The following is a 19,786-nucleotide window of genomic DNA, read 5'->3' as shown; positions in this document are numbered from 1 at the left end:
CCAAAAATCTTGTTGTTCGCGGGCGAAATTGCCACGGCCGGCCGTCGCTGCAAACGGTTGTTTTTGGTTAACCGGTATCCGGAAGCCGCTCAATGCCTTGCGTCGAGGCGCTGGCAAGCCCGTCACGCACACGAATGCCTGAGATCACGCGGTCGGGCGCGATTTCGGCCAGCGGCACCAGCACGAAGGCGCGCTCGAACAAGCGCGGATGCGGCAAGGTCAGGTCGGGTTTCTGCAAGCTGACATCGTCATAGGCGATCATGTCGAGATCGAGCGTGCGCGGGCCCCATTGCCTCTCCTTGTTCCGTGTGCGGCCGAATTTCTGCTCGACCTTATGCATCACGAACAAGAGCGCATGCGGATCGAGGCTGGTTTCGATCTCGACGCAGGCATTGATGAAGGGATCCTGGTCCTCGTCACCCCAGGGCGGCGTCGCATAGTCCGAGGAGCGCGCGATCAGCGCAGCTTGCGCCATGCCGCAGATGTGCGAGATCGCCTTCCGGAACGTCGCGCGGACATCGCCGACATTGCCGCCGAGTGCGATCAGCACGCTCGCCATCTTACGGATGCCGCGAGCGCGTCAGCATGATGCCGACGTCGTCGAAGATTGCGGCGATCGGCGCATGCGGCTTGTGCACGGTGATCTTCACGGCGCGGATGCGCGGGAAGTGCGACAGGATGGCATCGGCGACCGCGCCGGCCGCTCGCTCCAGCAGCTTGTAATTTGTATTCTTGAACGCCGCCGTCGTGGTCGCCACGACTTCGGCGTAGGACACGGTGTCGGCGAGCCGGTCGCTACGCGACGGCTCCGACAAATCGGTATAGAGCTCGAGATCGATGACGAAGCGCTGGCCGACTTCGGTCTCGTGATCCATCACGCCGTGGCGGGCGTGGATCGACAGGCCGGTGACGAAGATCGTATCGGTCATTGCTTGCTCTCGATTGCATTCGCGACCCGCAGGGCCTGCAAGGTCTCGGCGACGTCATGGGTGCGGATGATCTTGGCGCCGCGCTGTGCGGCGATCAGATGCGCGGCGATCGAGCCGGCGAGCCGTTCCTTCGGCTCCGAGGGCGACACCGAGGCGATGAAGCGCTTGCGCGAAGCGCCGACCAGGATCGGCAGGCCGAACGTGTCGAATTCGCGCAGCCGCGCCAGCGCGGTCATGCTCTGCTCGGCCGTCTTGCCGAAGCCGATGCCGGGATCGAGCACAATCTTGTCGCGCGCGATGCCGGCCTTGGCGGCGATATCGAGCGAGCGCAGGAAGAACGCTTTCATGTCCGCGACGATGTCGATGGCGGAATCGACGGCCTCGCGGTTGTGCATGACGATGACGGGGACGCCGCGCGCGGCGATAAGCTGTGCCATGCCAGTGTCGCGCTGCAGGCCCCAGACGTCGTTGGCGATCGCAGCGCCCTGGTCGAGCGCAAAGGCCACCACCTCAGCCTTCATGCTGTCGATCGACACGGGAACGCCCAACGCCACCACGCCTGACAGCACCGGCTTCAGCCGGGCCAGCTCGTCCGCCGCCGTCACCGGCCGGGCGCCCGTGTAGGGCCGGGTGGACTCGGCACCGATGTCGATGATGTCGACGCCGGCCTCGATCATCGCCCGCACCCGCGCAAGCGCCAGCTCGGGCGCGATGAACTCACCGCCATCGGAGAAGGAATCCGGGGTGACGTTGAGCACGCCCATCACTGCCGGAATCGGCCGCTCCAGCAGCGTCCGCAGCACGTCGGGCCCGGCCGAGCCGGCCGGCGGGACGGATGGGGAGGGCGAGGCATTCATGCGGCCCGCTTTAGCGGTCGGGGAGGGGGGATTCAAGGTGGGATTGGGGGCGAATGTCGATGTGTTCGCGGAGCATCGATCGCCTCCGCTGTCATCGCCCGCGAAAGCGGGCAATCCAGTATTCCGAGGCCGTGCGGTGATATGGAGGAGCCGCTGCGTACTGGATACCCCGCCTTCGCGGGGTATGACACCGAGAGCTAACGCGGCAGGTCGTATGCCGAGGGAGATGCCCTAATACGTAATCTTCGGCGGCAGCTTCTTCGCCTTGGCGATGATGTCGCCGACCGATTTTTCCGAGGGCAGGATGCGGACGAGCTTCTTCTTCACGTTGGCTTCCCGCATGCTCTGGGCCAGCCGTGCCGGATTCCGATAGGCGAGCTCGCGCACGGTGGTGACGCCGGCGGCGCGGACGAGGCCGACCTTGGCCCGGCCCATCCCGGGAATGCGCATGTAGTCGGAGACGTTGGCCCATTCCAGCAACTGCTGCTCGCTGATGCCGGTCTTGGCGGCGAGCGCCTTGCGACCCTTCACGGTCGAGGCCGCCTCGAGCAGCGCGTCGGTCGTGCGGATTCCTTGCGCCTTCAATTTGTTGGCGGCAAAGGCTGGCAGGCCCTCAATCTCGGAGATCGGATATGTCATGATACTCGATATGAAAAGCGTCGCTCAGGCGAACTGGCTGAGGCCCGGCGTCCCCGCGATGATCTTGCCCATCTGATCCGCTCCGATTTTGTCTCGGCCGTAGCGGAAAAGTTCACGGGCAACGTTCTGAATCTCGGACATGCCAAGTCCCAGGCCCATCAGGCGCGTGCCGACGGCCATCAGGCCGCCGCCCATCAGCCGCGACAGTCCGCCGCCGCTCCTGGACGCTTCTATCGCCGCTTCTGCACCGGGAATCTGATCGATCAGCGCTTCGACGTTCTCGGAAGGACCTTCGCTGCGGAGGAAGCCCAGGATAATGCCGACGGTCTTTTCAGCCACAGCACCATCTATGCTGGCGTTCGACGCCAGCCGCCCGATCAGCTCGTCCATAAGGCCCGCCCCTCAGCCGGTTTGCATGCCCGAGTATTGCTTCCGAAATGATCTTGATCCGGAGCGATGTGAAATACAAGCGATGAACGTACGCAAGGTTCCGATTCACTCTCGAAGGCGCGAAAAGTGTTGCAACGATGCAAGAGCGGAGATGGATTCAGCGAAAAATTGCCGCGGTGCGAACGCGTCATTCCTACTTTCGGCTGATGTCGGCGGTATGTTTCCGACAATGTCGCATGCTCGGGGCGCGTTGAACGGTTTTAATCCGCACGCGACATGCGTTAAACTACGGAGCAGGTGCATTCGAGTTTCAATAGGCGAAACACGGCAGAGAGATCAGAGAGAAGCATGACCGCACAGGACAGCAAGCTCGGCGACACCGACGACAAGATCTTCGTCGGCAAGGGAGACGAGCAGGCATGGCTGACGCTGGCGCTTGCCAATCGCCACGGCCTCGTCACGGGTGCAACCGGGACCGGTAAGACGGTATCGCTGCAAGTCATGGCGGAAGGATTTGCGCGCGCCGGCGTTCCGGTCTTCGCATCCGACATCAAAGGCGACCTCTCCGGCATCTCCGAGGTCGGCGAGGCCAGGGATTTCATTGTCAAGCGTGCCACCGAGATGGGGCTGACGTTCCAGCCCGACCAGTTCTCGACAGTGTTCTGGGACGTGTTCGGCGAACAGGGCCATCCGGTGCGGGCGACCGTCACGGAGATGGGGCCGCTTCTGCTTGCGCGCATGCTCGACCTGAACGACGTGCAGGAAGGCGTGCTCAACGTCGCCTTCCGCGTCGCCGACGACAACGGGCTGACCCTCATCGACATGAAGGATCTGCGCGCGCTGCTCGATGCCATCGTGCCGGATGCCGGCAAGAAGGGGGCGGACGCCGAGGAAGGCCCGCTTGCCGACATCAAGAAGGAGGCTCAGGGTTTTGGCAACGTCACCAAGGCCACCGTCGGCACCATCCAGCGCCAGCTTCTGGTGCTGGAAAACCAGGGCGGCACCAAATTCTTCGGCGAGCCGGCGCTGACGCTGAAGGACTTCCTGAAGACCGACCGCGACGGCCGCGGCATGGTCAACATCCTTGTTGCCGACAAGCTGCTGCAGAGTCCACGGCTTTACGCGACATTCCTGCTGTGGATGCTGTCAGAATTGTTCGAGGAGCTGCCCGAGGCCGGCGACCTGCCGAAGCCGAAGCTGGTGTTCTTCTTCGACGAGGCACATCTGTTGTTCAACGACGCGCCGAAGGCGCTGATGGACAAGATCGAGCAGGTGGTGCGTTTGATCCGATCCAAGGGCGTCGGCGTCTATTTCGTGACGCAAAACCCCGTCGACGTGCCCGACCGTGTGCTCGGGCAATTGGGCAACCGTGTCCAGCATGCGCTGCGTGCCTTCACCCCGCGCGACCAGAAGGCGGTCGCCGCCGCGGCCCAGACCTTCCGGCCCAACCCGAAGCTCGACACCGCCAAGGTGATCATGGAGCTCGGCAAGGGCGAGGCGCTGGTGTCCTTCCTCGAAGGCAACGGCACGCCGACGATGGTCGAGCGTGTCATGATCCGGCCGCCATCGGCCCGCATCGGATCGATCACGCCGGAAGAGCGCAAGGCGATCATGGATGCGAGCCCGGTGAAGGGCAAATACGACACCGCTGTCGATGCCGAATCCGCCTACGAGATGATCCAGAAGCGGATTGCCGGCACGGCTGCGACTGCCGATGCCGGTGCGGCCGACGGAGGTGGCGGCGGCATCCTCGGCCAGATCGGCTCGATGGTCGGCACCATCTTCGGCACCAACGTCAAGCGCGGCCGCCTGTCGGCGGGCCAGGTCATTGCGCGCGACGTGACGCGATCGGTCACCAACCAGGTGATCGGGGGGATGGCGGCCAATCTCGGCAAGTCGGTCGCCGGCCAGCTCGGTGGCTCGATCGGCCGCACCCTGGTGCGAGGCGCGCTCGGCGGGCTGCTGCGAAGGTAGGCAGGGAAGCCGGATTTGAGGCACTAAAGCCTCCACTGCGTCAAGCCCGGGCATGACGAAATCTCGCGAGTATTTGGATGCGATTGCCCCGCACGCCGGGCGAGGCCGAACACCATAAATTCAGGTGAGGGGGGTTCTCCAAGCGTCCGTCGGTCTGCTACGTGCTATTTGTTTCCGACGGGACATAATGTGACATCACCGAATCTATCAGACAAACTCGGCCCGCACAGAGCCTTGTCGCTGCGCGCGCCGCTCGATCTGCTCTTCCTGTTCTGCTGCGTCCTCCTGACCGCCGACGTGCTCGTTCCCGAGATCTTCGGCCACGGCAAGACCAAGGATTATGGGCTGTGGTACTGGGCCGGGCAGCAGGTGCTGCACGGTGGATCGCTCTATCCCGACGAGATCGGCGAGTATTTCGAATTCATTTATCCACCGCTGCCGGCGATCCTGCTGGCGATCCCGAGCTGGTTCGGCAAGATCCCGCTCTATGTCGTGCTGTCGATCCTGAACGTGGTGGCATGGTGGTACACGGGCAACTTCTCCAATGCCATGACGGGATCGGGCCGCAGGCCCGGCCCGTGGCTCGAAGCGCTGCCGGCCATCGTCACCGTGACCTTCGTGTTCGACATGTTCGACCTCGGCCAGCCGAACCTCGTCCTGCTGGCGATGATGCTGTGGGGCTTCTGGTTGTTGCAGCGTCAGCGGTCCTGGCTCGCGGGCTTCCTGTTCGCGCTCGCTACCGCCATCAAGGTGTTTCCGATCGCGGTGCTGCCCTATCTGATCTGGCGCAGGAAGTGGGCGGCCACCGTCGCGACGGTCGCTTTCACCGGCATCCTTCTTTATGTCGTGCCGGCACCGATCCGCGGCTTCGAGCGCAACGCGGCCGAGCTCAAGACCTGGTACCAGGGCATGGTCGGCACGAGCTCGGAAAAGGGCTTTGGCCAGCGCGACGAGCAGAACTGGTCGTGGGTCAACCAGTCCCTCATTGCCGTCACGCACCGTCTGGTCCGGCCGATCAACTACAATCAGGAAGATCCCAGCAAGTCACCGCGCACGATGAATGTCATCGACGTCGACTACAAGACGGCGAACTTGATCGTGCTGGCGTTGTCGGCGTTGCTCGGGCTCGGCTTCCTCGCGGTGATGCCGTCGCAAGCGCGGCGAACGGCGCGCTCGGATGCGGAGGAGCTCGGCATCCTGTTCTGCCTGATGACGGTGGCATCGCCGCTGGCGCGGCAATACTACTTCATGTGGCTGTTCTTCCCGATGACGGTGCTGATGCATCGCGCCGCTTTCGACGCGCGACCGAGCGTGCGGCTGGGAACCTGGCTCGCGCTGGGCGCTGCCGGCATCCTCATGCTGCTGTCGCTGCCGTGGTTTCCCAATGTCATCCAGGCCTGGGGCAATAACCTTGTCGCGACCGCCATTCTTGCAGGTAGCCTCGCATGGCACATCCGGCATCCGCCGGTTGCGGCTGGCTCCGAGGCGGCGGCGGCGCTAAAACCCGGTACCTCTTGAGACTCACAAGTCAGGAATACGACCATGGCCAATGCGCAGCTTCAATCGGTGCTCGATCACATTGACAAGGATTTCGACAACAGCCTGGAGCGTCTGTTCTCGCTGTTGCGGATCAAGTCGATCTCTGCGGATCCGGCCTTTGCCGCCGACTGCAAGGCTGCGGCCGAGCATCTCGCCAAGGACATCGCGAGCCTCGGTGTCGCCACTGAAGTCCGCCCGACCGCCGGCCATCCCGCCATCGTCGGCAAGACCGGGGCGGGCGGACGGCCGCATGTGATTTTCTACGGCCATTACGACGTGCAGCCGGTCGATCCGCTCGATCTCTGGCACCGTCCGCCGTTCGAGCCTGTCGTCACCGACCATGCCGACGGCCGCAAGATCATCGTCGCGCGCGGCGCCGAGGACGACAAGGGCCAGGTCATGACCTTCGTCGAGGCCTGTCGCGCCTGGAAGAAAGTGACGGGCTCGCTGCCGATCGACATCACCTTCCTGATCGAAGGCGAGGAGGAGGTCGGCTCGAAGAACTTTGTCCCTTTCATCGAGGCCAACAAGGACGAATTCAAAGCGGACTACGTGCTGGTCTGCGACACCGGCATGTGGGACCGCAACACGCCCGCGATCACGACGTCGCTGCGCGGCCTGCTCTATGAAGAGCTGAAGATCACCGCCGCCAATCGCGATCTGCATTCCGGCGTGTTCGGCGGCAGCGCGATGAACCCGATCCGGGTGCTGACGAAAATCCTGGGCGGCCTGTTCGACGACGACAACCGCATCACCATCCCCGGCTTCTATGACGGCGTGAAGGATCTGCCGCCTGATATCCTGGAGCAGTGGAAGAAGCTCAACCTCACGCCGGAGATGTTCCTCAAGCCGATCGGTCTGTCGATCCCCGCCGGCGAGAAGGGCCGGCTGCTGATCGAGCAGGCCTCCTCGCGTCCGACCTGCGACGTCAACGGCATCTGGGGCGGCTATATCGGCGAAGGCTCCAAGACGGTGATCCCGTCGCATGCCTCGGCCAAGGTCTCGTTCCGCCTGGTCGAAGGGCAGGACCCCCAGAAGATCCGCAAGGCTTTTCGCGACTACGTGACGGCGCGTATCCCCGGCGACTGCAAGGTCGAGTTCGGCGATCACTCCGCCGCGCCCGCGGTGGCGCTCGACTGGAACATGAAACCGCTCGCGGCCGCCAGCAAGGCGCTGACCGAGGAGTGGGGCAAGGAGACCGTGCTGATGGGCTCGGGCGCCTCGATCCCGATCGTCGCCGATTTCAAGCGGACGCTTGGGCTCGACTCGCTGCTGGTCGGCTTCGGATTGGACGACGACAACATCCATTCGCCGAACGAGAAATACGACCTCCGCAGTTTCCAGAAGGGTATCCGCTCCTGGGCGCGGATCCTCGCGGCGCTCGCGGACGTGAAATAGGCGCGGTGCCGTAGGGTGGGCAAAGGCGGTGCCCACCATCTCTCCGCGATCGCGATGGAAGAGGTGGGCACGCTTCCGCCTTCGCTCTTCGAGCTACGGCGGACAAGTCGCTTTGCCGACCCTACGAAGACTCTCTCCTCGTCATTGCGAGCGTAGCGAAGCAACCCAGAATCCCTCCACGGGCACAGTCTGGATTGCTTCGTCGCTTCGCTCCTCGCAATGACGGCGGGGCCAAATAAAAACGCCGCCCGGAATTGGGCGGCGTTTCATTCCGAAACGTGTAGAGGGTGTTGAGACCTACCCTACACGAAATCCAGAAAATCTCAAGACCGGTAGCCCGGCAGCTCGCGGTCGAGCTTGCGCAGCAGCGGCGGCCAGACCAGGTTGGTGGCGCGCAGCTCGGCGCGGTCGCGGTTGGCGAGCAGCTCGGTGTTCTTCTCGATCGCAATCTCCTCGACCGGATAGACCGGCGTGCCCAGCGCGCGCGTGCGCACCTGCATCGAGCAGGCGCGCTCGAGGTGGTACATGCGCTCGAACGCGGAGGCGACCGAGCGGCCGACCGTCAGCGTGCCGTGGTTACGCAGCAGCATGTGGTTGTGGTCGCCGAGGTCCTTCTGCAGCCGCGGCCGCTCGTCGTGGTCGAGTGCGATGCCCTCATAGTCGTGATAGGCGAGGTCGTGGGTGACGAGCTGGGCGGTCTGGTTGAGCGGCAGCAGCCCTTCCGCGCTGCTCGACACCGCGGTGCCGTCGAGCGTGTGGAGATGCAGCACGCAGATTGCGTCCTCGCGCACCTCGTGGATCGCCGAATGGATGGTGAAGCCGGCCGGGTTGATGCTGTACTCGCTCTCGGAGAGCTGGTTGCCGTGCAGGTCGACCTTGACGAGGCTCGATGCCGTGATCTCGTCGAACATCAGCCCGTAGGGGTTGATGAGGAAGTGATGGTCGGGGCCGGGCACGCGCGCCGAAATGTGGGTGTCGACCAGATCGTCCCAGCCATACAGCGAGACGAGGCGGTAGCAGGCGGCGAGATTGACCCGTTGCTGCCACTCCGCCTCCGTCATGTTCGACGGCACTTCCTTCAGGCGCGCTTCCGCTGGCGACATGGCTTATCTCTCCGAACATCGTTGTTGCGGGGAGGGAGCGTAGTCGCGGGTGAGGCTGGCGGCAAGGCGGTCAAATCGCAGCAGCCACGCGTAGCCCGCATGGAGCGCAACGTAATGCGGGGGCCGCTGTCCCCGGATTTCGCTTCGCTCCATCCGGGCTACAAGGGAGAAGAATTTTACGGCGCCGGGATCGACAGCAGGCTGGAAATGCTGCGGCCGCGGATGTCGTAGACGCGGGCGAACACCACGTCGTCGCGCTTGATCTCGACCATCACGGGCGCAGTGAGGCCCTTGCAGTAGAACTCGCCGAGCGTCATCGCGAAATCGGCCGCGTTGGAATCCCAGCCGATGGTGAAGTCGGGCCCGAGCGCGACCTGGGCCGGGCGCTGCGGACCGCACACCGCGACCTTCCATTTGCGGTTGCCCGGCGCCACTTCCTGCCGCTCGACGATCTGCTCGCGCAATTCGTCCGAGGCCTGCTTCAGCGCAAGGCCCCAATAGTCCAGCATGAAGCGGTCGTCGGCGCCGCGCACGGTGCCGGCGATGTGGTTGAAGTGCGTGTACTGATAGGGATGCAGCCGGATCATCTCGGCCAGCGAGAGCGCGAGGCCGAAGCAGAAGGTCGCGAGCACGACGGGCTGCCAGGTGCGGTGGTTGGTGCGCAGGCGCTCCATGGCCCAGGCAAAGGCGACGCCGCCGAGCACCGCCATCGGCGGGATCACGAAGACGAAGTGGCGGATGCCGTTGTACAGCGCCGGCCGCTTCACCATCGCGATCGCGAGCGGCAGGGTCGCCGCCAGCGTCAGCATCAGGAGGATGGTCTTGCGGCGCGCCGGAACCTCGCGGCGCGGCAGCATCGCGAAGGTGCTGACCACGGCGCCGCCCATCAGCACCAGCATGACCTCGGGAAGCTGCAGCGCGAACAGCGTCGGCAGATAGGACCAGGGCATGTCGGGCACGGACACAATCGCGCCGTCGAACATCTCCTTCCAGGGCTTCTCGAAGAAATGCGAGAAATAGGTCAGGGCCTCGAAGGGATTGCCGGGCTCCATGATCGACCACGGCCAGATCAGGCCCATCACGAGATAGCCGAACACGAGGCCGGGCAGCAGCACGTAGACGACATGGGCGAAGCGGCGGGCTGCTTCGCGGGCGCCTTCGGTGCGCAGCTCCTCCAGGAACAGCGGCATGAAGCCGATCATGGCGTAGACCAGCGCGAGGCCGCCGAGGACGCGGCAGCCGAGCGAGAGGCCGGCACCCAGGCCGACAATCAGGATCGTGCGCGGCGACGGCTGCGGATATTCCTCGGCGAGGCGGACGAGGCCCAGCATCAGGATGATCATGGCCACCGCGAAGGGCGCATCCTTCGGGTTCATGAACATGTGGCCATAGAAGATCGGGCAGAGCGCGAGCAGCAGGAGTGCGGCAAGACCGGCAAGGGGCCCGCCGATGCGGCGGCCGAGCCGCCACGTCACCGCAAGCCCGATCACGCCGACCGTGGCGCCGAGCAGGCGTCGCGTCTCGAACAGCTCGAGCGGAATGACCTTGTGCAGGAGAGCCGCGACCATGTCGAAGCCGCCGCCATACATGTAGAGATTCGCGAAGGAGAGCGCCGCGGTGTCCCTGAAGCCGGAACCGAACATGCGCAGCAGCAGGTCGGCATATTCAGCGTGGGTGTAATCGTCCCAGCCGAGCCCGTAGTCGCGGAAGGTCAAGCCTGCAATGACGGCGACCGCAGCCAGCACCAGCATGGCGAGATCGTCGCAAGTCCGTTCAACCGAGCGCCGCAGAGGCGTGTCGATCGCCGAAGTCGTGATGGATGTCATGGCTATTGGTGACCCGGAATCCCCTCTTGGCCCTGCTGGTGCCCGCGGGCCACTTCCCCGGAATCCCTATAGCGCAGTTCCATTACCAAGTAATTGGGCATTATGGCTAAAATCCTGATGCGACGCAGCAAATCCAGACAGTTGAGAGCAAGTTAGAAGTAGCGGGCCGTAGCTGAAGGGAATGTGAATAAGTCCCTGATATCCTTCCCTTTAGGAACGCAGGCTCTAATTCGCCGTTGGCGTGGAACACCGTATGACGGTATCGTGGCGCAACGGGTGTCGCGCACGGCTGCGCGACCAGGGGTGAGTTCGATGAGCTTGGCATTGTTGATTGTGGGGATTTTCGCCGTCCTGGCGGGCCTCCTTACGATCCTGTTCGGCTTCACCGTTAGGGAGGCCAGCCTCGGCAGCACCCTCATAATCTCCGGCACCATTGGCGTCTGCTCCGGAATGTTACTGGCCGGCCTCTACGTCGTGGTCGTGGAACTGAAGGGCATCGCCCGCCGGTTGGCCGGATCGGCCGCGCCGGGCGAGGTTCGGGTCAGGCCCGTGCTGCCAGGCCTCGCGGTGCCTGGCGTGCCAGTGTCCGAGCCGTTCCCGGCATCGGCGACGAAAACCGAGCCACCACCGGCCGCGGGTCTGCCGCCGTGGCAGAGCGAGGCCGCCGCGCGCGAGCGTCCGCGCGCCGAACCGCCGCCGGAGCCGGAAGCTCCGACACCGCCTGCGGCTCCGGAAGCGCCGCGCCGCCGCAACCTGTTGTTCGCATCGTCCTCCCGCAAGGAGCGCGAGCGCGCGGAGGCGAAGGCGACAGAGAGCTTGCCGCCGCAGCCTCATGACGAGCCCACGGAACCGGCCGGCCCGGAGAGTCAGCCGGCGAGCTTCGACGATGCCTGGCCGAGGCCGGACCGTATGCGGCCACCGGAACCGCCGGCCGCCGGGCGTCGCCCGCCGCCGCGCTCGCCGTCGATCTTTACCGAGCCCGGCCCGCCGCCTCCGCCCGAACCGACGCCGGTCGAGCAGGCGCCCGTGACCGTGCTCAAATCGGGTATCGTCGACGGCATGGCCTATTCGCTCTATTCCGATGGATCGATCGAAGCGCAGATGCCGGAAGGCATGATGCGCTTCGCCTCGATCGACGAACTGCGCGCCCATCTCGACCAGCGGTCCTGAGGCCGCTGCGTCCAAGTAGAGCGCCATCGTTCTTGTCACTTCGTCAGTAATCAGCTCATATTCGTCAGTCGTCTTATTTCGGCCGAATGTATTGTTGACACGAAATACTTCGGCGTCGTCAATCCGGCGAGACGCAAGGTCAGGGAGAGGTCGGGCCCATGTCGGATAACGGGGCTAAGAATTTCATCGAGCTAACGGCGAGCATCGTGTCCGCCTATGTCGGCAACAATCCGACGCCGGCGGCCGATATCCCGAACCTGATCAGCCAGGTGCATGGCGCCTTGGTGCGCGTCTCGTCAGGCCGCACCGAGACCGCGCCGCTCGAGCCGGCCAAACCGGCGGTGTCGCTGAAGAAGTCGATCGCGCCGGACTATCTGGTCTGTCTGGAAGACGGCAAGCGCTTCAAGTCGCTGAAGCGCCATCTGCGCACCCAGTACAACATGACGCCGGAGCAATATCGCGAGAAATGGGGCCTGCCGGCCGACTATCCCATGGTCGCGCCGAACTACGCGGTGGCGCGCTCGCAACTGGCAAAGCAGATGGGACTGGGACAGCAGCAGCGGAAGCGGAAGTAACCGCTTCAGGTGGCTTCCGCGAGCGCCTCTTTCGCGTCGGTCTTGATGCGCTCGACCATCGAGCGCAGGCCGTTGGAACGCTGCGGCGTCAGATGATCGCGAAAGCCGAACTCGTTGAACACCGCGATCGCGTCGGTCGCAAGGATCTGCTGCGGCGTGCGGCCGGAGTAAAGCGAGAGCACGATCGCGACCAGCCCGCGCACGATGTGGGCGTCACTGTCGCCGCGATATTTCAGGATCGGGGCGCCGCCATCGCGATCGACCAGCTTCTGGAGCCAGACCTGGCTGACGCAGCCATTCACCTTGTTCTCGGCCGAATGCTCGGATTCGGGCATCGGTTCCAGGGTGCGGCCGAGCTCGATGACGTACCGGTAGCGGTCGTCCCACTCGTCCAGAAGCTCGAAATTGTCCCTGATTTCGTCGATCGTCGTCATGCTGGCCCAATGTTTCCGTTCAGGCCAATATAAGGATGCGAGGAGGCGAAATCGATAGGGTTTGGGCGCTAATTCGCCGGCGCCGCCGCAGGGCCGCGCCATTCCAGCGCGAGGTCGTCCTGGCTCAGGGTGTCGCGCGGCGCCTCGCCCGAGGCGGCATCGCCTTCGCCGGCCAGCGCGATCGAGCCGGTATGATCGGGCGCCTTCTTGTCGGTCTTCTCGAGCTGCTCTTTCTTGTCGTTGATGATCTGGTAGATCTTCTTCGCGCCGTCCTGGGCGCGCTGGCCGATGATGGTCGCGGCCTGGCCGCCGACCTCGCAGGCCGCCGGCTGGCGCTTGCAGAACTGGGTCACGTCGGAGACGGCCGCGGTCGCAGCCTGCACCGCATCGGCGGCGCCGATCTGCGGCAGCTTCTCCGATTCGGGCGTCTTGTCCCGCGGCAGGAGCACCAGCACCAGCCCGAGCCAGAATGTGATGCGGAGCAGAAAGCGCATCTTATCGACCTGTATGTTAGATCCCGCCGCGGCGATGCCCGCGAGGCGCCGGACCTAGCAACTCTCGATAAATCGCAAGTGATTGCCTTCCGCTTAATTCGCGGAAAATCTGCGCAAGAATCTTCCCGAACCGCCACGTCGTAAATTTTCGATTGACGCCGGAGCCCCGTGATTCCGCCGGCGCCGCTTGTCCACCAATTCGAAACCATGCGGGGACTGGTGAAACCCTGTGTTCACCATCCCCGATGATGACGTGGTCAAATCGCTTAAAAATCTCCGCGATGACACAGTGTCCGGCGGCGGGCCGCATTGCCTTAGCACTCGTTTAAGGTCGCTCTGACACGGTGGCTCAACGATAAGGAGGCGTTCCGGCACGTCTTCTCGACGAGTGGGCCGAAGCGCGAGACCCGTGACAGTTTTGAGTATCATCCGCGATTGTCTCGATGCACTGCTGCATCCCTCCGCGCGTTACGACGCGCTGACGCGAGCGCGCCATCGTGCCTTCATGGCGCCGCGGCTGCTCGGCAGCCTGGCCGCGTTTGCCGCATTCCCGGTCTATCTCGCCACGCGCGGTGCGCCGAGCGCGATCGAGGTCGCCGCCTTCGCGTGGCTGATCGCCCCCATTCTCCTGTCATGGTTCCTGTCGCGCACCGGCCGCTATGAAGGCGCCCATGTGCTGTCGTCGCTGGCGCTCGCCGGCCTGATCATGGCGGTTGCCGGCACCACCGGCGGCATCGAATCATTCGCCGCGATCTGGCTGGTCGTGGTTCCCCTGGAAGCCGCGTTGTCGGCCTCGCGCCGCGTCGCGGCCTTCGCCTCCCTGCTTGCGCTGTCCTGCGCCGGCGTCCTGATCCTTGCCGGCCAGCTCGGCTGGCTGCCGGCCGGAGACGCCAGCTCCGCACAACGCGGCGTGCTGATGGCGTTCGGCGTCGCCTCGGCGACGCTCTATGCCGCGGGCCTCGCCTTCGGCGCGGAATCGCTCGCGCGCACCAGCGTTGCGCTGCTGTTGCGCGAGGAAGAGCGCTATCGCCTGCTGGCGCGCAACATGAGCGACGTGATCTCGCGGCATCGGCGCAACGGCGCGGTGCAGTTCATCTCGCCGGCGGTGGAAGCCATGCTCGGCATGCCTGTCGCGCAGCTGCTCGGCCACGGCCTGTTCGACCGCGTCCATGTCGCCGATCGTCCGGCCTATCTCACCGCGCTCTCCGATGCCGCGCGCGGCGACGTGCGCAGCGTCGAGTTCCGACTGCGGCGGGAGCCGGCCGGATCGGAGCGTGGCCAGGTCGATTTCATCTGGGTCGAGATGCGCTGCCGGCCGCTCGACCAGGATATCGGCCGCCAGGATATTGACGGTGACGCCACGCGCGAGGCGGAAGTCGTCGGCGTGATGCGCGACGTTACCGATCGCAAGCTCGCGGAGCAGGCGCTCGATCAGGCACGCAGCGCCGCGGAAACGGCCGATGCCGCCAAGACGCGCTTCCTCGCCACCATGAGCCACGAGCTGCGCACGCCGCTCAACGCCATCATCGGTTTCTCCGAGATGATCGCGCAGGAGCAGACCCTGATGCTGGGTGCGGCCCAGCGCAAGGAATATGCCCAGCTCATCAACGATTCCGGCCAGCATCTGCTGTCGGTCGTCAACGGCATCCTCGACATGTCGAAGATGGAATCGGGCAATTTCGAGATTGCGTCGGAACCGTTCGCGCCGCGCGCATCTCTGATGCATTGCTGCAATCTGCTGGCGCTGAAGGCGCGGGAGAACGGCATCGACCTCATCACCGATGCGCCGCAGGACCTGCCTGTCATGACCGGCGATCCGCGCGCCTTCAAGCAGATCGTGCTCAATCTCGTCGCCAACGCCATCAAGTTCACCGAGCGCGGTGGTCAGGTCACCGTATCGGCCGCGGTGTCCGGATCGCAGCTCGCGCTGCGCATCAGCGACACCGGTGTCGGCATTGCGGCGGATGATCTCAAGCGCATCGGCGCGCCGTTCTTCCAGGCCGGAAAGACTTATCAGCGCCGTCACGAAGGCACGGGTCTCGGGCTTTCGATCGTCAAGAGTCTGGTGGCGTTGCATCTCGGCGAATTGACTGTACAAAGCAGGCTCGGCGAGGGCACCTCCGTCACCGTCAGATTGCCGCTCGTCTACACGCCGCCGCAGGCCAAGACGTCCGATAGAATGGCGGCCGAGAGCAAGATCGCGACGCTGACACCGGTGCCGCGCCAGGAGCTTCAGGACCAATCTCACGACCAACCCGCTCTGGTGAAGAAAAGTGCCTAAGAAGTCTGCCAAGGACGAAGCCGCTCCGCGCCGCCGTGGCGCCAAGGCCGCGGTCATCGATGTCGAGACCGAGCGCAATCTTGCGATGCGCATCCTGCTGCACAGTCCCAAGGACACGCTGGCCGGTCTCGTCGGCGTCGCCGCAGTCAGCGCGATCGTTGCGAATGCGCTGTTCCTTCAGACCGGCCGGCATCCGGCGCCGATGTTCGGCACCGTGATCAATCTTCCCGCGCCGTCGTCCGTGCCGCTGTCGAACCCCTTGCCGCGTCCGCGCCCCGTCGGCGCGGATACCTCGCCGCTGGAGCCGAGAGCGACGGAATTCCGCGCCGAGCCCAAGCCTGTCGAGCGCGCCGCCGAGAAGGCCCCCGAGAAGCCGGTCGAGGCGACGGCATCGACGCCGCGCGCGGGCGATCCGATGACCAATCTGGTCAAGCAAACGACGTCGGCGCCGCCGCAATCCGTCGCCATCGCGCGTCCGCCGGCGCCGATTCCCGTCGCGCAGAGTCCGGCCGCGCGGCGTATCGCCGGCGTGCAGCGCGCGCTGTCCGAATACGGCTATGGCAATTTGAAGATCACGGGCACGATGGGCGCAGAGACGCAGTCCGCGATCCAGAAATTCGAGCGCGAGCACAAGATGCAGGTGACGGGTCAGGTCTCCGACCGCCTGCTGCGCGAGCTCGGAGCCGCGATCGGCCACCCCGTCGAATAAGCGTCATTGTTGTGCGAAGGCTGGTGCTGATTGCAGCACTGGCCTATCGTGCTCTTCATGCGTTTGAAATCAAACATTTGGGTTTCCGCCTACCTGCGCCGGTGCCAGACCGAAGGCGTGTTCGGGGCGGTGCGTCGTCGCGGTGCCGAGGAGGCGGGCGCGGTATTCGTGAAGGTGTCGCTGCTCGACGGCAACGCGATGCTGTACGTACCGGCGCCGCAGACCGTCTATGACGACGGCCGGCCGGTCGATCGCTTCTTCGTGCCACTTGCCGCGCAGCCGATGCCTGAGCCAGCGGTCGAGGAGCGCCTCACCAAGGAAATCCGCTTCGATCCGGACGCCTGGATCGTCGAGACCGAGGACCGCAAAGGTCGTCACTTCCTCGAATTGGCGAAGACCTAGCGGTCCGATCCGTCGGTGCCCGTCCGCACCGCGGGCGCGGAGCCCGGCTGCACGCCCGGCCGGGTCTGATTGGCGCCCGCACGCGCGCGCTGGCGTTCGCTCTCATGCAGCGACGACTGGTATTTTGCGCGCGTGACTGCGAGCGTCGAGCCGCGCCAGGCCGCCAGCATCACCAGCGCGGAGCGGTCGCTGAGCCGGTCGTAGAGCCGTGACAACCGGTACACCGCATCGACCGACGTGCCGATCTCCGGCTTGAAGAACAGGAGGATGCGCTGGAAGTTCGGGCTCGGCATGTCGAGCGCGCGCGCGGCGACCGCGAGCGCTTCGCCGCCGGCATCGTCGACGATCTGCGCTGCGACGCGCGAGGGCAGGATCAGGCTGTCGCCGAGCTCGTAGGTGAAATTCTCGACATCGTTGGCGATTGCCGCCATCTCCAGGATCTGGATCGCGCGCTTGGCACGCACGGTCGGAATCCGCGGCGCGGCCCTCAGCGGGGTCTGCCCCAGATTGTGCAGGACCAGCGCGCGCTGGGTCGCATCGGCGCGGAAGAACATCTCGTGGATCTCGGCCGCTTCCTTCGGCTGCATCGCCATGTTGGCGGCCATGCGCAACTCGGCGTCGGTCGGCGTGCGAGCAGGCGAAGCCGCCTGCTGCGAGCTGCGAATTTCGCGCGCGAGCGGAACCCTGCGGCCTTCCTGGGTCGCGACCAGCCCGAGTTTCTGCAGGACCGGGACGGGCGTCTGCGGATAGATCGCAAGCTTCGCCTTGACGGCCGCGCGCGTCGCATCGTCGACCTGGTCGATCAGCCGCGTCGCAAGCTCGATGAACTGGCGCTGCTCGTCGTCGCTGTGGGTGGGCGCCTGGACATAGAGGTCCGTCAGCACGCGCAGCAGCGTCGGGCGAACATCAACGCCTTCGCGACGGGAGAGGCTCATCAGCCCGTCGAATCCGGGAAACAGCGACTTGGTCATGGAGAGATACGCGACCTGGAAGAGATACTCGTCCGCGAGCCTAACGCAGGTTCCTTTAAAGGCTCGTTAAGGAAAACGAGGCGTGAAGTCGACCCCATCATTTCAGGTGTTGTCGTCCCGCAACGGGACGCGGGAGGCCGCCCGTGAAGTTACGGTCCGGCAGGCGCGTTTACACCCCGTTAACCATGAACTGATCTTAATGAACGCACGTTGCACCAGCGCGCTCGGTCGCGCGGCAATTGATAGAGAGCTGATATGGGGACCATTATCGAATTTCCGGCCGGTCGCCGGGCAGGCTCGTCGGGGGATGCCACGCCGCGTACGGAAACGGGAACGATTCTGATCCTCCCCGTGATCCGCATCGAGCGCCAGACGGAAGAAACCAGCGGCGATCGCGGGCCGGAGCAGGGCACAGCACCGGGGCGCCGTCGTCGTCGCCGCTAGCGTCCGGCTTTTGCAATGCCGGATGCCATCCGCCAGATTCGGCCTGTCGTAACGGCCGTCCTGCTCGCACTCGTCGGTGCGACGCTCGGCGCGTGCAGCGGCGGCGATTTCGGCCGCACCCGCGCTGACATGCGCAGCGACGACATGCATCGCTGGCTCGGGGCCGAGGCCACCGGCAGCGTTGGCCTGAAGTCGTCACAATTCCAGCTCACCGACGCGGAGCGCCAGCTTCGCGATCTTGCCTATCCCATGATCGAGCCGCCGCTGTCGCGGCCCGCCTGGAAGAGCGTATTCGGCGACTACAAGGCGCTGCCGTCGCCCTGGCAGCAGAAGGTCGTGTTCGACCGCACTATGTATGGGCGCACGCTGATCGACGAGCCGCATCGCTCGCATTCCTCGCGCTATGCGCAGCTGATCGAGGACGTGCGCAACGACATCACCCGTTTCGAGCCGTTCTTCGGCTCCGCGATCCGCGTCATCGATCTCGACAGGAAGCGCGATGCGACCATGGCGCGCGTCTCCGAGCTCTCGCCAAGGGAGAGGGAGGATGCGGTCGCGCGCATGCGGGAGAACTCGCTGATCATCCAGTGGGTGCAGCTGTGCCTCGAGCAGCGCGTCTCGTCCTATCGCTGGGCGCTGGAGCGTCTGGTGATCCAGGCGCCCGACGGCATGGCCGCCGATGCCGACCGCCTGATCGGCGAACTCGCAGCCCAGACCGCCAATCCGCCGGTTGCGGCCCAGCCGCCCTATGGCCGCGCAGTCATCTCGAAGGGCTAGGACTTCCTGCGTTTGTTGCGCCGTGGGCCGGTCGGATCCGGCTTGCGCCGCTGCTTCTGAAGTTTCCCGACAAAATCCTTCAGCGCATCCGCCAGCGGCTCTGAGGCGCGGTAGGCAAGCCCGACCTCGCGTTTGACCCTGACCTCGATCTCGCGCACCGCGACATCGGGATTGCCGCGCGCCACGCCTTCCGGGACGATCGCAATGCCGACGCCGGCCGCGACCAGCGCCATCGCCCAATCCTCCGATTGCGCGATCGCCGCGGTCTGCCTTCGTTGTGAACTCCGGCCGAAGAATTCGCTTTGCTCGCAATGGCAGCGGTCGATCAGGGGGACGCCGGCGAGATCGGCAGCCCGCAGCTTCTCCTTCAGCGTCAGCGGATGCGAGGGCGGAAGTGCGGCGACATAGCGCTCGCTCCACAGCGCGACGAAATGCTCGTCGGCGCGGAGCATGCTCTTTGAGATGATCCCCGCATCGGCGCCTTCGTCGCTGCCGACGAGGCGGAGCGCGATGTCGGTGCGCGCCGTCAGCGGCTTCAGCAGCGCGATCGTTCGGGGTATGTCGAGCGTGCGCATCAGTCCCAGCGTGACGGTGGTCTTCGTATTCGGCTTCCTGAAGAGGCTGCGTGCGGCGTCCGCCTCGTCGATGATGCGGCGGGCCAGCGCATGAAACTGCTCGGCCGAGGCGGTCGGCGCGACGCCCTTCTTGTGCCGGATGAACAGCGTGGTGCCGAGTTCGGCCTCCAGATGGGTGATCGCGGTCGAGATCGACGGCTGCGACACGAAGCAAGCGCGTGCCGCCGCGGTCAGTTTGCGCTCGCGATACACGGCGGCGAAGTAGCGAAGCTCGCGGATGTCCATAGGTTATGCCTAGA

At 64.9% G+C, this 19,786-nt stretch carries 21 protein-coding genes; 10 read left to right on the top strand and 11 right to left on the bottom strand.

Annotation, left to right across the window (positions count from 1 at the left end; translation table 11 throughout):
• Positions 1–67 precede the first annotated feature (67 nt).
• The 5 genes from folK to AB7G19_RS30470 all read right to left on the bottom strand — a co-directional run bounded on the left by folK (position 68) and on the right by AB7G19_RS30470 (position 2,815).
• A complete protein-coding gene (gene folK, locus AB7G19_RS30490; RefSeq protein WP_085402701.1) occupies positions 68–559 on the bottom strand; it encodes a 2-amino-4-hydroxy-6-hydroxymethyldihydropteridine diphosphokinase in 492 nt (163 codons plus the stop codon).
• A gap of 1 nt (position 560) precedes the next feature.
• A complete protein-coding gene (gene folB, locus AB7G19_RS30485) occupies positions 561–929 on the bottom strand; it encodes a dihydroneopterin aldolase (protein ID WP_008553485.1) in 369 nt (122 codons plus the stop codon).
• Positions 926–1,786, bottom strand: coding sequence for a dihydropteroate synthase (gene folP / locus AB7G19_RS30480; protein WP_135214856.1), 861 nt, complete (start codon positions 1,784–1,786; stop codon positions 926–928). Before folP ends, folB begins: the two co-directional genes overlap by 4 nt.
• Before the next feature lie 231 nt (positions 1,787–2,017).
• Complete coding sequence (locus AB7G19_RS30475) at positions 2,018–2,425, bottom strand: DUF4332 domain-containing protein (protein WP_071915663.1); 408 nt, start codon at positions 2,423–2,425, stop codon at positions 2,018–2,020.
• 24 nt (positions 2,426–2,449) lie between these two features.
• Positions 2,450–2,815, bottom strand: a complete 366-nt coding sequence (locus AB7G19_RS30470) for a hypothetical protein (RefSeq protein ID WP_063984593.1) — start codon at positions 2,813–2,815, stop codon at positions 2,450–2,452.
• 348 nt (positions 2,816–3,163) lie between these two features.
• On the opposite strand from AB7G19_RS30470, the gene AB7G19_RS30465 reads away from it, so the two are divergent.
• The 3 genes from AB7G19_RS30465 (at position 3,164) to AB7G19_RS30455 (ending at position 7,726) form a co-directional block, all read left to right on the top strand.
• Positions 3,164–4,789: a helicase HerA-like domain-containing protein gene (locus AB7G19_RS30465; RefSeq protein WP_085402703.1), complete on the top strand. Its 1,626-nt coding sequence runs from the start codon at positions 3,164–3,166 to the stop codon at positions 4,787–4,789.
• A 189-nt stretch (positions 4,790–4,978) separates the two neighbouring features.
• Positions 4,979–6,307: a glycosyltransferase family 87 protein gene (locus tag AB7G19_RS30460; RefSeq protein WP_167768053.1), complete on the top strand. Its 1,329-nt coding sequence runs from the start codon at positions 4,979–4,981 to the stop codon at positions 6,305–6,307.
• 24 nt (positions 6,308–6,331) lie between these two features.
• On the top strand, positions 6,332–7,726 hold the full coding sequence (locus AB7G19_RS30455) for a M20/M25/M40 family metallo-hydrolase (RefSeq protein ID WP_085402705.1): 1,395 nt from the start codon (positions 6,332–6,334) through the stop codon (positions 7,724–7,726).
• A 323-nt stretch (positions 7,727–8,049) separates the two neighbouring features.
• Here AB7G19_RS30455 and AB7G19_RS30450 read toward each other — a convergent pair whose 3' ends face one another.
• Together AB7G19_RS30450 and AB7G19_RS30445 are read right to left on the bottom strand one after the other, a co-directional pair.
• Complete coding sequence (locus AB7G19_RS30450) at positions 8,050–8,829, bottom strand: class II aldolase/adducin family protein (RefSeq protein WP_028153549.1); 780 nt, start codon at positions 8,827–8,829, stop codon at positions 8,050–8,052.
• 176 nt (positions 8,830–9,005) lie between these two features.
• Positions 9,006–10,655, bottom strand: a complete 1,650-nt coding sequence (locus AB7G19_RS30445; RefSeq protein WP_085402706.1) for a glycosyltransferase family 39 protein — start codon at positions 10,653–10,655, stop codon at positions 9,006–9,008.
• Between the two features lie 312 nt (positions 10,656–10,967).
• Between AB7G19_RS30445 and AB7G19_RS30440 the strand changes: the two genes are divergently transcribed.
• A complete protein-coding gene (locus tag AB7G19_RS30440) occupies positions 10,968–11,825 on the top strand; it encodes a hypothetical protein (protein ID WP_085402707.1) in 858 nt (285 codons plus the stop codon).
• Between the two features lie 158 nt (positions 11,826–11,983).
• Positions 11,984–12,400, top strand: coding sequence for a MucR family transcriptional regulator (locus AB7G19_RS30435; RefSeq protein WP_063984587.1), 417 nt, complete (start codon positions 11,984–11,986; stop codon positions 12,398–12,400).
• A gap of 5 nt (positions 12,401–12,405) precedes the next feature.
• Here the strand turns inward: AB7G19_RS30435 and AB7G19_RS30430 are convergent, their stop codons facing one another.
• Both AB7G19_RS30430 and AB7G19_RS30425 read right to left on the bottom strand, forming a co-directional pair.
• Positions 12,406–12,834 (bottom strand): SufE family protein, encoded by a 429-nt coding sequence (locus AB7G19_RS30430; protein ID WP_028149946.1) that lies wholly within the window; start codon positions 12,832–12,834, stop codon positions 12,406–12,408.
• A gap of 68 nt (positions 12,835–12,902) precedes the next feature.
• Positions 12,903–13,328: a DUF5330 domain-containing protein gene (locus tag AB7G19_RS30425; protein ID WP_063984586.1), complete on the bottom strand. Its 426-nt coding sequence runs from the start codon at positions 13,326–13,328 to the stop codon at positions 12,903–12,905.
• 409 nt (positions 13,329–13,737) lie between these two features.
• On the opposite strand from AB7G19_RS30425, the gene AB7G19_RS30420 reads away from it, so the two are divergent.
• Genes AB7G19_RS30420 through AB7G19_RS30410 form a run of 3 tightly spaced genes read left to right on the top strand, consistent with a single transcriptional unit; the run spans position 13,738 to position 16,720 of the window.
• Positions 13,738–15,609, top strand: a complete 1,872-nt coding sequence (locus tag AB7G19_RS30420) for a PAS domain-containing sensor histidine kinase (RefSeq protein WP_085402708.1) — start codon at positions 13,738–13,740, stop codon at positions 15,607–15,609.
• Positions 15,602–16,318 carry a peptidoglycan-binding domain-containing protein gene (locus tag AB7G19_RS30415; protein WP_085402709.1) on the top strand — a complete coding sequence of 239 codons (717 nt, stop codon included), beginning with the start codon at positions 15,602–15,604 and terminating at the stop codon, positions 16,316–16,318. Before AB7G19_RS30420 ends, AB7G19_RS30415 begins: the two co-directional genes overlap by 8 nt.
• A gap of 57 nt (positions 16,319–16,375) precedes the next feature.
• Positions 16,376–16,720 carry a DUF1491 family protein gene (locus AB7G19_RS30410; protein ID WP_063986550.1) on the top strand — a complete coding sequence of 115 codons (345 nt, stop codon included), beginning with the start codon at positions 16,376–16,378 and terminating at the stop codon, positions 16,718–16,720.
• On the opposite strand, the gene AB7G19_RS30405 is transcribed toward AB7G19_RS30410, so the two are convergent.
• Positions 16,717–17,691, bottom strand: coding sequence for a DUF2336 domain-containing protein (locus AB7G19_RS30405; protein WP_085402710.1), 975 nt, complete (start codon positions 17,689–17,691; stop codon positions 16,717–16,719). The genes AB7G19_RS30410 and AB7G19_RS30405 overlap by 4 nt on opposite strands.
• A 255-nt stretch (positions 17,692–17,946) precedes the next feature.
• Between AB7G19_RS30405 and AB7G19_RS30400 the strand changes: the two genes are divergently transcribed.
• Together AB7G19_RS30400 and AB7G19_RS30395 are read left to right on the top strand one after the other, a co-directional pair.
• Positions 17,947–18,135, top strand: coding sequence for a hypothetical protein (locus tag AB7G19_RS30400; RefSeq protein ID WP_014496746.1), 189 nt, complete (start codon positions 17,947–17,949; stop codon positions 18,133–18,135).
• Between the two features lie 15 nt (positions 18,136–18,150).
• Positions 18,151–18,912, top strand: coding sequence for a hypothetical protein (locus AB7G19_RS30395; protein WP_085402711.1), 762 nt, complete (start codon positions 18,151–18,153; stop codon positions 18,910–18,912).
• Here AB7G19_RS30395 and AB7G19_RS30390 read toward each other — a convergent pair.
• Complete coding sequence (locus AB7G19_RS30390) at positions 18,909–19,772, bottom strand: LysR family transcriptional regulator (RefSeq protein ID WP_441268717.1); 864 nt, start codon at positions 19,770–19,772, stop codon at positions 18,909–18,911. The genes AB7G19_RS30395 and AB7G19_RS30390 overlap by 4 nt on opposite strands.
• Between the last annotated feature and the right edge of the window lie 14 nt (positions 19,773–19,786).

Origin of the sequence: Bradyrhizobium sp. 215_C5_N1_1 (assembly GCF_052075935.1) — a bacterium.
Taxonomy (GTDB): Bacteria; Pseudomonadota; Alphaproteobacteria; order Rhizobiales; family Xanthobacteraceae; genus Bradyrhizobium; species Bradyrhizobium barranii.
This window is presented reverse-complemented; position numbering and strand designations above follow the sequence as displayed.